Origin of the sequence: Streptomyces sp. Ncost-T10-10d, assembly GCF_900091955.1 — a bacterium.
Classification (GTDB): Bacteria; Actinomycetota; Actinomycetes; order Streptomycetales; family Streptomycetaceae; genus Streptomyces.
The window spans coordinates 88,145-98,895 of record NZ_FMDF01000073.1 but is presented as its reverse complement, the minus strand read 5'-3'; the positions used below and the strand labels follow the sequence as shown (position 1 = coordinate 98,895).

The window sequence follows — 10,751 nt, the reverse complement described above, 5'->3', positions numbered from 1 at the left end:
CGCCGGTTCGGCCGCTTCCGGAGCTGGAGCGAACGGTGCCCGTGGCCCTGCCACGGACTCCCAAGGGGGCACTGTGACGGATACTCGGGGGCCTCAGCCCCAGTACGAGGGTTACGCGACCGGGCCGTTGCCCGGTGAGCGCGAGCCCGCACCGGGCCAGGCGAGCGGGCCGTATCACCCGCCGCAGGCGTACCCCTCGCCCGCGGGCGGGACGCAGGGCGCCGCCGCCGCGCAGGCGGCCCGACGGCCGCGGACAGGGGCGCGGACCACTCCGCGTATCCGTAAGGCACGCCTGCGGGTGGCCAAGGCCGACCCGTGGTCGGTGATGAAGGTCAGCTTCCTGCTCTCCATCGCGCTCGGTATCTGCACGGTGGTGGCGGCCGCGGTGCTGTGGATGGTCATGGACGCGATGGGCGTCTTCTCCACCGTGGGCGGCACGATCAGCGAGGCCACCGGATCGAACGAGAACAACGGCTTCGATCTTCAGTCGTTCCTGTCGCTGCCGCGGGTCCTCATCTTCACCTCGGTCATCGCTGTGATCGATGTGGTCCTGGCGACCGCGCTGGCGACGCTGGGCTCCTTCATCTACAACTTGTCGGCGGGCTTCGTGGGCGGTATCGAGCTCACGCTGGCCGAGGACGAGTAGGGCGCCGGGTATCGATTTTGGGACTGGCCCCGACGTGCGCTAATCTTCAGAAGTCAGCGCACAGCGCGGCGGGGCTATAGCTCAGTTGGTTAGAGCGCATCCCTGATAAGGATGAGGCCACAGGTTCAAATCCTGTTAGCCCCACCAGTTCAAAGACCCCCAACCGATCCTGGTTGGGGGTCTTTGGCATCTCCGGCCGGCATCAGCCGATGAGTAGATCTTCCAGCGCGACCTTGGGGTGCACCTTCAGGAAGGCCGGCAAGGTGCCGCAGGTGTGCTGAGCGAGCCGTACCGTGATCCGGCGCACTCGGGATCGTTTCACCAGGGCGTTGAAACTGCGGGAGAAGCCGGCGGGATCGATCAGGCCGCCTCTCTCGGAGGAGGAGATCGGATCCTTGTCCGGTTCCTGACTCCAGCCTTCTCCCGCGATCTTTCGCTCCAGGTCTTGCCGCGTCCGGCGTTCCTCCCGGGCCCGGGGCCCGGTGCGGCACGGAGATGTGCCGTGCTCCCGCGCTGACGGGGGCAGTGCAGGGGCTGAGCACATGAAGAAGCCCCCGTCCGGAGCGAACCGGTCCAGGGGCTGTGTGTGTCAGTGGCGTGGCTCTCATGGTGGGAGGAGGGATGCGTCCCCCGCCGGGGCTCCGTGGTCGGCGCGGGCGGTGTTCCTGGTCTCCATGGCGTCCGTCGTTTCTGTGGACAGATGCCGGGTGGCGGGTGAGGAGCCGTGTGCCTCGGCGCGGATGCGCTGCTTCATCGTGGGTGGCAGCGCCCTGTCACGCGGAAGGGTCCATCGCACCGACGGGGTGGTCGCGGTTGCCGCGGTCGCACCCGTGTGCTCCTGGTTCGTGGTGGTCGGCTCCGTGGTGCTCGGCTCCGTGGCCGCCGCCGGGGTGCTCATGAGCCCCAGTGCGGCGAGGAGTGCGAAGAAGGCGGTGACGAAGGCGGTCCAGATGTTCTTGGCCTTGACGGTGCTCATGGCCCCTCGCTTTCGGGTAGTCCGGTTTGCTTACCTTTCCGATGATGTGGATGTGGCCCGCGATTTCATGGACCGACGCCACCGATCCGCCGATCTTCAGATGAACACCACTCGTATGGTTCAACTGGCCTTGACGGGCTTGTGCGGGGCGATCGGCGTGGCCAGGTCCTCCCGCCGGAGCGATCCTTGGATGATCGCTTTTCCCTGGACGCCAGTTGGGCCGCAGGTAGGTCACCGATCGATATCGGCCGGTGTGTATAGTCGGGCGGCAGAAGTCCCCTACGTCAAGGAAAGACGAGGTCGCGCGGTGAAGAAGCTTCTCCTGGTCGCACTGGCCGCCATCGGCGGGCTCCTCGTGTACCGCCAGATCCAGGCGGATCGCGCCGAGCAGGATCTGTGGACGGAGGCGACTGACTCCGTGCCCGCAGGTTCGGGTGTGTGAGACAGAACAGCCTGATTGCGGGCCCCGGTCGCTGAGCGGCCGGGGCTTCGTGCTGTTGCGGGACCGTGACACCTGTGCCCTTGAGTTCACCTAAGCAAATCAATAGGTTGCGAGAGCAAAACAGCCGGACTTTCGGTCGAGGGGGCACGGGTGAGGGCACGGGACGACCACCGCCGTACCGCAACTGCGGGGGCATGGATCGGAGGGGCGCTGCTCGCCCTGGTGGCGGGCGCGTTGCCGGCCGCGGCAGTACCGGGCGGTGCACCCGCCACTTCGGAGACACTCCCGCCCGGCTCGGGCAGCAGCCTGGTCATGGTGCTCGACTCGTCCGGATCCATGGGGGACGACGACGGTACGGGGCGTACCCGGATGGAGAGCGCCCGTACGGCCGTGGGCACCGTCGTCGACGGCCTTCCCGACGGATATCCGACCGGACTGCGGGTGTACGGCGCGGACCGTCCCCGGGGCTGCACGGACACCACGCTCGTACAGCCGGTGCAGAGGCTCGACCGGGAAGCCGTGAAACGGGCTGTGGCGGCCGTACAGCCCAAGGGCGACACTCCCATCGGGCTGTCGTTGCAGAAGGCCGTCGAGGACCTTCCGCGGCCCGCGGGCGGTGCCATCGGCACGCGCACGATCCTGCTGATCTCCGACGGCGAGTACAACTGCGGTACGCCGCAGCCCTGCGAGGTCGCCGAGCGGCTCGGCAAGGAGGGGGTCGGTCTGCGGATCGACACGGTCGGCTTCCAGGTGAAGGGCGCGGCCCGCGAACAGCTCGAATGCATCGCGGCGGCCGGCAACGGCCGCTACTACGACGCACCAGATGCCGAGGCGCTGGCCCGGCAGTTGCAGCGGGCGTCGCAACTCTCCGCGGACGGCTACCGGTTCCGGGGCGAGCGGGTCGAGGGTACGGCGACGGGTGCGGCGGCACCCGTGCTCGTACCGGGGCAGTATCTGGACACCATCGGCCCCGGTGAGAAGCGGTACTACGCCGTCGACCTGGACGCCGCTTCGACGGTGGACTTCTCGGCGACGGCGGTGCCGCAGCCCGGGGCGGCCGTCGACACCTTCGACGCACTGCGCACCGGCATCGTGTACGGCACCGCCAGTTCCTGCGGGACGGACACCGCGCACTTCTACCAGAAGGAGGGCGCGACCCCGCTGACCTCGGCGGTCGCCCGTATCCCCGCGGAGGAGGGCAACCACGCCTGCGACCGGGCGGGCCGCTACTGGCTGGTGGTGGAGCGGGAGAGCAAGAAGGGCTCCGACGCCGCACGTTGGCCGCTCGAGCTCCTTTACGGGGTGGAGGCGGCGCTGAAGAAGGGCGTCACGCCCGCCCAGTCGCAGCCGGGGTACGGCAAGGGCGGCAAGGACGCCGCGCTGCCCACCGGCGACCCCCACGATGTGCGGGGCGGTACCGGCTTCAACGACGCCGAGGAGCTCGGCCGGGGCGTGTGGCGCGACCGGATCCTTCCGTCGCAGACCCTCTGGTACAAGGTCCCGGCCGGCTGGGGGCAGCAGGTGCGCTACGACGTGGAGTTCGCGAACGAGCCTACGGTGGAGCGCGGTACTTCCACGTACTCGTACGGGGCGACCCAGCTGTTCACCCCCGCTCGTTTCCCGCTCACCGGAGGCGGCGAGTTCACCTCGACGGCGAGGTACAACGGTCGCCCGTCGGCGATCAGGATGGGCGGGGTGCCGGTCGCCTGGACCAACCGCTATGAGTACCGCTCCGACGTCCAGCCCGTACACGCCGGGGGTGACTTCTACATCTCGGTGACGCTGGGGGCGAGGGCCGCCGATATCGCGGAGAACCCGCAGATCGGTGTGGTGCTGCGGGTGTCGGTGCTCGGCGACGAGCTGGCCGGCCCCGAACACCATGCTCCTGCCCTGGCCAAGAAGGCGGACAAGAACGGCAATTCGAGTGGTGCCGAAGACAGCGGTGGTACGGGCGGGGCAGGATGGACCGGCATTGCGGCCGCTGCCGGAGCGGGCGCCGTGGTGGTGGTGATCGCGGGGCTCGTGTCCGTACGCGGGCGTCGCAGGCGGGCCACACAGACGACGAGGGGAAGCGCGTGATGAGGCAGCGCAACAGGGGCCGGGTGGCGCTGGCCATGGTCGCGGCGACGTGCGTGGCGGCGGCGCTGCCGGGGCAGGCGTACGCGGACGGGGAGAGTGCTGCGTACACCTTCGATCCCGGGGCGAAGAAGGTCAGCGGCGCGGAGGTCAGCACCGAGGCGTCGGCGCTCACGCCCGGATCGGTCCACAAGAGCTCGATCAAGCGCGGCGAGAAGCTCTACTACCGTCTGGACCTCGACGACAGGACGAACGCGTACGTCTCGGCGGTGGCCGTGCCCAAGGGCGGCGGCCAGGTCGCCTACGGGGACGGCATCAAGGTCAGCATCAGGGACAACGCCGACCTGCAGTGCAGCTCGGAGGACGCACGGTTCGAGTCGGCGGAGTTTCCGCGTCCGATCGCGGCGTACGCCTACCGGATCACGCAGAAGGACAACAGCACCTGTCAGAAAGCCGGAACGTACAACGTCCTGATCGAGCGGGAGAGCAAGGCCACCTCGGCTTCCGATGAGTGGGACCTGGAACTGCGGTACGAGTCGGAGCCGCAGCTGGAAGCGGGCGGTTCGGTGCCGACCCAGGCACCGGAGAACTGGCCGTCGGCGTCGCCCGCGCCGCCCACCACAGCTCCGCAGAGGCGGTCGGGCGGCACCAGCTACTACGACGCGACCAGCCTGGAAACCGGCGAGTGGCACGACAGCATCGCACCCGGGCAGACCCGCTTCTACCGGGTGCCGGTGGACTGGGGCCAGCAGATCTTCGCCACGGCCGACCTGAGCAACAACAACGCCTCGGACGAATACATCGGCAACGCGCTCGCGATGTCCCTGGACAATCCGGCGCACGGCCATGTCGACGATGCGTCGCCGCTGTCGTACTCCGGCAAGCCCGCGTCCGTGTCGATGGATCCACTGCCTCCGGTGGCGTACGAGAACCGCTACGACTCCACGAGCAGCGACAGCGCCATGCGGTTCGCCGGCTGGTACTACCTGTCGGTGTCCCTCAGCCCACAGGTCGCGAAGTCGTACGGCGACAAGGCGATTCCGCTGACCCTCAGGATCAAGGTCGAGGGGACGGCGGGGAAGTCGCCGTACAAGGGGGATGCCGGGATCTTCTCGGTCACGCAGGACGACAAGGACATGGCGAGGAGCGGCCAGAGCGGTCCCGAGGCGGCCGAGAGCGACATCATGAGGATGGTCGGCGTGGCCGGGATCGGCGTGGGTGCGGTGCTGGTGCTCGGGCTGGGTGTGTGGACGCTGCTGGCACGGCGCCGTGCGGTCGCGCCGGCGGCACCGATCGGTTCGAGCAGTCCGATTGCGGGAGGGGGCGGGCAACCGCCCCACGGAGGGCCGCCGCAGGCCTGGTAGCCGGGGACCCCGGCTGCCGCCGCGTACGGCAGAGGCTCCGGCCCGGCCGTGTTCAGCTCTGGGTCAGCGCCCAGATGCCCACGGCGAAACAGATCAGCGCCACCAGCAGGACCGGGACCGCCACCTTCGGGGGCGGCCCCGGACGCTTCTGCGGTGCGTGCGCGGGAACAGCGGCCGAGGGGTGCGGGGAAACTCCTGCTCCGGGAGCGGGAACCTGCGACTGCCCGGCGGTGTACGCGCGGGTGAGAGCCGCTTCGTGCTGCACCGCGGCCGTGGGGGCCTGCGAAAGATCCGGCGCGGGGAAGGGCGACGCCGTGTGCGCCGGGATGGGTGTGGGGGGCATGGCCGGCTGCGCTGTATGGGGCAGCGGTGTGGGCTGCTGGGGAGGCGGTGGGAGGTGGAAGCTGCCCGTCTCCGACATCGGGACCGGCGGCGGCTGGGTGTAGGGCTGCTGGGCGGACTGGTCCGTCTGTGCGGGCTGAGCGTCCTGTGAGGCTGTTCCGGGTGCCGCGATCGGTCCGGCGGGGCCGAAGCCTGCGGGCAGCGGACCGAGTTGGTCGAAGACCTCCACCGGCTCGTCGTCGACGCCGGGCTCGGGCAGCATGTCGACCGCGGCCGTCAACGCCTTGCGCGCGCCCGTGGCCGTACGGAACCTGGCCTGGGGATCCGGCTGCAGCAGGCCCGCGAGCACCTGCCACAACGGCTCGGGAATCCCCTCCGGGGCGCTGGGAGTGCCGTACGAGGCGAAGTGCTCGACGAGGGCCCGCGCGTCCGGCTTCTTCCCCTGCAGCAGATACAGCGCGACCAGTCCGACCGCGAAGAGGTCCGCGGGGAAATCGGGTTCCGCGCCCATCATCTGTTCGGGCGCGAAGTAACCGGGCGTGCCCACCACGTAGTTGGTCTCGGTGAGCCGCGGCTCACCCTTGCGCATGGAGATACCGAAGTCGGACAGTCGCAGGTGCGGTCGTCCGGTGCCGGTGGCCTCCATCAGGATGTTGGCGGGTTTGATGTCCCGGTGCACGACGCCCTCCGCGTGCACCGTCGACAGTCCGGACAACAGTTGGTCGAGCAGCGTGCAGACGAAACGAGGAGGCAGCGGTCCGTAGTCGCCGATGACATGTGCCAGCGAACCGCCGCTCACCAGATCCATGGTGAACAGGACCTTGTCGTCGTCCGCGGCCCAGCTGGCCGGGGCGAGCACATGCGGATGCTCGATCCGCAGCGCCTGCTCGCGGACGAAGCGCAGCAGCGTGTGTGCGTCGCTCTGCTGGAGGACCTTGGCCGCCACATAACGGCGGCGCCGGTGGTCCCAGGCGCGCCAGACGGCGCCGACCCCACCACGTCCGATCGGATCGATCAGTTCGTACCGACCGGCGAAGACCTCACCCATTGCGCTGCGCCCGCTCCCAGTTCCTGTTTCGGCTCGTGCCCGGCTCTCGGGGGTAGTGCTCTAGGGCATGAAAGGACAGGCCCTCAGCTCTGGTGTCCCTCGTAGTGCGCCACCGCGTCCGCGGTGCGCCCTGCGCCGTACACCTTGAGGAACTCTGCCAGTTCCGGGTGGGTCGGGGCGAGGGAGTCGGCGGCATCGATGATGTCACCGGCGGCCGCGACCGACCGCAGCAGCGACTGGATCTCACGCACCACGCGCCGGACGGTCGGAGCGCCGCCGGTGTTGGAGGTCTGGCTGGTGCCGGTGAGGACGGAGCCGCCCTGGGACTTCTTGATCTCTTCCATGCGGTCGGTGGCCTCTCCCGCGCTGACGCTGCCGTCGGCGACCTGGCCGGCCAGTTCCTGGAGTGCCTGGACACGCTGGACGACTGCGGGATTGCCGATCTTCGCCCGCTGACCGCTCATCAGCTGGGAGAGCATGGGGGCGGACAGCCCGAGGACCGCGGCGAGCCTGGCCTGATTCAGGCCGAGATCATCGATCAGCCGGCGGAAGAGCGCCCCGAGAGGTTCTCCGTACCAGCTGCGCTGAAGCTCCCTGGCTCTTGCTGTTGCCTCTTGCTGAGCTGCATCCATGGCGTCTCCCCTTCGCTGCGGCTTCGCTGCTGCGAACCTCGTCGAGCATCTTACGGAGAGTGGTCGCCGACCGGGAGTCCCCATCTTTTTTGCAAGATTCCGGGGGGTACCCGGTACTCTGGTCTGCGGCGGTCGCCGAGACGTTGAAGCGTCCGGTGCTGTCCGCTTTTTCGGGGCCTTAGCTCAGTTGGTAGAGCGCTGCCTTTGCAAGGCAGATGTCAGGAGTTCGAATCTCCTAGGCTCCACAGGTGACAGAACGGGCGCCGGAAGATCTCAGGTCTTCCGGCGCCCGTTCGTCGTGCAGGGGGCTGTTCAGCGGCGGTCGTCGAGATCGGTGCCGTCCACACCTTCCGGGCCGTCCGTGCCCTTGTTCTCCGCGTCGGACTGTTTGGCCTGGACCTCCGGGTCGAGCGAGCTCGGACCGCTGCCGTCGACCGAGGACAGGGGCGCGCGGTCGGAGACCTCCGTGGGAGCGGGTGGTTCGACCAGCCAGTCCGGGTTGGCCTGCTTGTCCCACCACCTCCAGGCGGCGTAGGCGCCGCCCGCCACGATGCCGACCACGACGAACCCCTTGAGCAGCCGTCCGGCCTTCGCCCGCCGCTCGTGCTTTCTGGCCAGCTGCTTGATCTCCTTCGCAGTGACCTGACTGCGCAGCGCGGCCAGCGCGGCGGCGCTGCGGGCCGAGGCCTCCTCGGCCATGGGCTGGGCGACGGCCATCGCGTGCCCGACGCGCGGCACGGTGTAGTCCGCGGCGGTACGGGCGGCCCGGCGGGTGCGGTGCGCGGCGCGCTGGGCGGCCTCGTCGACCCTGGGCGGTACGTGAGCGCGTGCCAGTTCGAGACGTGGTGCGAGATGCGCGTCGTATTGGACGCGGGCCTGCTGGGCTGCCTTCGACACCTTCGGCGCGAGCCGCGTGCGGGCCTCGTACGCAAGATGTGCGGCCTGGTCCTTGGCCGTGTCGGCGTAGGGCGCCACCACTTCCGCGGCGTGCTGCACGCTGTCCTTCGCCGAGTCGGTTGCGGCGCGCACGCTGTCGATGCGGGTCACGGGATCCTCCTCCTTGGTGGCGGGTAGATACTCCGCCTTTCCACCCATTTCGAGATCATGCCTGCCGGGGGCCTGTATGGCATGTGGGGCAGGCATCCGGGTTATTCAGGTCATCGGTGCCGCCTTCGGGCAATGCGGTGCAAGGGGAGCTTGCCGACGACAATGCCACGGTTCGGTTCAGCCCGCGCCGGTTCGTCACGCACTTGGCCGCATTTGTTCCTGCGGGGAGCGGCACGTGAGGGTTTCGGGGAAGCCGCAGGCGGGCGGGGTGAGAACGGCCTCGGCGCACAGGGCGCGGAATCGGGCAGGAAGGTGGCGGAATCGGGCAAGAAGGTGAGTGAAGTGCGTTGGTGGTGGCGGCCGGGCGCCGGAGCGCACGGTCCGTGCGAGGATCGGTGAACGTCACTGAAGACTTACGGAAGGCAGATCGTGGCTGAGCAGCTTTACGCCACCTTGAAGACCAATCAGGGCGACATCGAGATCCGGCTTCTGCCGAACCACGCGCCCAAGACGGTCAAGAACTTCGTCGAGCTCGCCAAGGGTGAGCGTGAGTGGACGCATCCCGAGACCGGCAAGAAGTCCACGGACAGGCTGTACGACGGCACCGTCTTCCACCGCGTCATCAGCGGCTTCATGATCCAGGGCGGTGACCCGCTGGGCAACGGCACCGGTGGCCCGGGGTACGAGTTCGGTGACGAGTTCCACCCCGACCTCAGCTTCAACAAGCCGTACCTGCTGGCCATGGCCAACGCCGGCCCGGGCACCAACGGCTCGCAGTTCTTCGTGACGGTTTCGCCGACTGCCTGGCTGACCGGTAAGCACACCATCTTCGGCGAGGTCGTCGACCCCGCCAGCCAGAAGGTCGTGGACGCCATCGCGGCCACCAAGACCAACGCCCGCACCGACCGCCCGCTGCAGGACGTCGTGATCGAGGCCGTCGTCATCGAGAACCGATGATCACCGGTGGTCATCGAATGATCACGTTCTGATTCTCTTTTCGGGAACCAATCGCCCTGCTCGTCCGTACTTGTTACATAGCGGACGAGCAGGGCTGCGTTGTGCGTGCTGCCGCCACGACGAGCACCGAGGGGACCGGGAAGCGATGGCACCGATGGACCAGCAGCCGCCGGGAGACCAGGACCGGTCCGCCGCCGCGGACGGCTCGCTCAGCTGCTATCGCCACCCCGGTCGTGGGACGTACATCCGCTGCACCCGCTGCGACCGTCCGATCTGCCCCGAGTGCATGGTCAACGCCTCGGTCGGCTTCCAGTGCCCGGACTGCGCCCGCCAGGGAGCCGGTACGGGACACGGCCCGGGCGCCGCCCGGCCGCGCACGGTCGCCGGCGCCCCCGTCACGGCCGACCCCCGGCTCGTCACCAAGATCCTGCTCGCTCTCAATGTCGCCGTGTTCATCGTGGTGCACGTGAAGGGGTCGCTGCTCCAGGACCTGACGCTGTTCGGCCGGGCCAACCTCTACTACGGCGGCCCGCCGGAGGGTGTTGCGGAGGGCCAGTGGTACCGGCTGGTGACGTCGATGTTCCTGCACCAGGAGGTGTGGCACATCGCGTTCAACATGCTGGGACTGTGGTGGCTCGGCGGCCCCTTGGAGGCGGCGCTCGGCCGCGCCCGCTACCTCGCGCTCTATCTGCTCTCCGGCCTGGCGGGCAGTGCTCTCACCTACTGGCTCGCCGCACCGAATCAGCCCTCGCTCGGCGCCTCCGGGGCCATCTTCGGCCTGCTGGGCGCCACCGCCGTGCTCATGCGCCGCCTGAACTACGACATGCGCCCGGTCTTCGTGCTTCTCGCGGTGAACCTGGTCGTCACCTTCAACCCCTGGGGCGGAATCGCCTGGCAGGCACATGTCGGCGGTCTGATCGCGGGCACGCTGATCGCGATCGGCATGGTGCACGCACCCCGCGAGCGGCGCGCACTGGTGCAGTACGGCACCTGTGCCCTGGTCCTGGTGGCTGTGGTCGCCGTCGTCGTCGCCAGAACGGCCGCGCTGACCTGAGCGGACGCCATCCCTGGCGTCCCCTGGGCGTTCCCCCGGCCAGTTGTCCACAGCGCGTGCCGGATCTTGTGCATTCTGTGGGAACAACTGTGCCCCTTGTCGCTGAGCTGGGTTTTTCCAGCAGGGACAAGGGGCGTGCCATCCCCCGATGGGGGAGGCTGCAGTCA

Annotated in this window: 10 protein-coding genes and 2 tRNA genes; 8 read left to right on the top strand and 4 right to left on the bottom strand. The window is 68.9% G+C overall.

The window, feature by feature from the left end; translation table 11 throughout:
• The first annotated feature begins 73 nt into the window (after positions 1-73).
• On the top strand, positions 74-646 hold the full coding sequence (locus tag GA0115254_RS10710) for a DUF3566 domain-containing protein (RefSeq protein WP_093895038.1): 573 nt from the start codon (positions 74-76) through the stop codon (positions 644-646).
• Between the two features lie 70 nt (positions 647-716).
• Positions 717-793: transfer RNA gene (locus tag GA0115254_RS10705), tRNA-Ile, on the top strand.
• A gap of 457 nt (positions 794-1,250) precedes the next feature.
• Here GA0115254_RS10705 and GA0115254_RS10695 read toward each other — a convergent pair.
• Complete coding sequence (locus GA0115254_RS10695) at positions 1,251-1,622, bottom strand: DUF6344 domain-containing protein (protein WP_093895037.1); 372 nt, start codon at positions 1,620-1,622, stop codon at positions 1,251-1,253.
• Between the two features lie 307 nt (positions 1,623-1,929).
• Between GA0115254_RS10695 and GA0115254_RS45200 the strand changes: the two genes are divergently transcribed.
• The 3 genes from GA0115254_RS45200 to GA0115254_RS10680 all read left to right on the top strand — a co-directional run bounded on the left by GA0115254_RS45200 (position 1,930) and on the right by GA0115254_RS10680 (position 5,504).
• A complete protein-coding gene (locus GA0115254_RS45200; RefSeq protein ID WP_003958712.1) occupies positions 1,930-2,064 on the top strand; it encodes a DLW-39 family protein in 135 nt (44 codons plus the stop codon).
• Positions 2,065-2,214: 150 nt separating this feature from the next.
• Complete coding sequence (locus GA0115254_RS10685) at positions 2,215-4,143, top strand: vWA domain-containing protein (protein WP_256102488.1); 1,929 nt, start codon at positions 2,215-2,217, stop codon at positions 4,141-4,143.
• A complete protein-coding gene (locus GA0115254_RS10680) occupies positions 4,143-5,504 on the top strand; it encodes a hypothetical protein (protein ID WP_093895036.1) in 1,362 nt (453 codons plus the stop codon). The genes GA0115254_RS10685 and GA0115254_RS10680 overlap by 1 nt, the downstream gene beginning before the upstream one ends.
• Positions 5,505-5,556: 52 nt before the next feature.
• On the opposite strand, the gene GA0115254_RS10675 is transcribed toward GA0115254_RS10680, so the two are convergent.
• Together GA0115254_RS10675 and GA0115254_RS10670 are read right to left on the bottom strand one after the other, a co-directional pair.
• The gene (locus GA0115254_RS10675) at positions 5,557-6,894 is read right to left on the bottom strand and encodes a serine/threonine protein kinase (protein WP_093895035.1); all 1,338 of its coding nucleotides are present in this window, start codon (positions 6,892-6,894) and stop codon (positions 5,557-5,559) included.
• Positions 6,895-6,977: 83 nt separating this feature from the next.
• Positions 6,978-7,526, bottom strand: coding sequence for a helix-turn-helix domain-containing protein (locus GA0115254_RS10670; RefSeq protein WP_093895034.1), 549 nt, complete (start codon positions 7,524-7,526; stop codon positions 6,978-6,980).
• 172 nt (positions 7,527-7,698) lie between these two features.
• Between GA0115254_RS10670 and GA0115254_RS10665 the strand changes: the two genes are divergently transcribed.
• A tRNA-Ala gene (locus GA0115254_RS10665) sits at positions 7,699-7,771 on the top strand.
• Between the two features lie 67 nt (positions 7,772-7,838).
• Here the strand turns inward: GA0115254_RS10665 and GA0115254_RS10660 are convergent.
• A complete protein-coding gene (locus GA0115254_RS10660; protein ID WP_093895161.1) occupies positions 7,839-8,573 on the bottom strand; it encodes a DUF5324 family protein in 735 nt (244 codons plus the stop codon).
• A 429-nt stretch (positions 8,574-9,002) separates the two neighbouring features.
• On the opposite strand from GA0115254_RS10660, the gene GA0115254_RS10655 reads away from it, so the two are divergent.
• Positions 9,003-9,530, top strand: a complete 528-nt coding sequence (locus GA0115254_RS10655; RefSeq protein ID WP_093895033.1) for a peptidylprolyl isomerase — start codon at positions 9,003-9,005, stop codon at positions 9,528-9,530.
• Positions 9,531-9,684: 154 nt separating this feature from the next.
• A complete protein-coding gene (locus GA0115254_RS10650; protein WP_093895160.1) occupies positions 9,685-10,584 on the top strand; it encodes a rhomboid family intramembrane serine protease in 900 nt (299 codons plus the stop codon).
• Positions 10,585-10,751 lie beyond the last annotated feature (167 nt).

Bases quoted from the DNA above. Each gene is read 5' to 3' on its own strand.
- GA0115254_RS10695 (WP_093895037.1), bottom strand. From the start codon at position 1,622: ATGAGCACCGTCAAGGCCAAGAACATCTGGACCGCCTTCGTCACCGCC.
- GA0115254_RS10680 (WP_093895036.1), top strand. From the start codon at position 4,143: ATGAGGCAGCGCAACAGGGGCCGGGTGGCGCTGGCCATGGTCGCGGCG.
- GA0115254_RS10675 (WP_093895035.1), bottom strand. From the start codon at position 6,894: ATGGGTGAGGTCTTCGCCGGTCGGTACGAACTGATCGATCCGATCGGA.
- GA0115254_RS10670 (WP_093895034.1), bottom strand. From the start codon at position 7,526: ATGGATGCAGCTCAGCAAGAGGCAACAGCAAGAGCCAGGGAGCTTCAG.
- GA0115254_RS10650 (WP_093895160.1), top strand. From the start codon at position 9,685: ATGGACCAGCAGCCGCCGGGAGACCAGGACCGGTCCGCCGCCGCGGAC.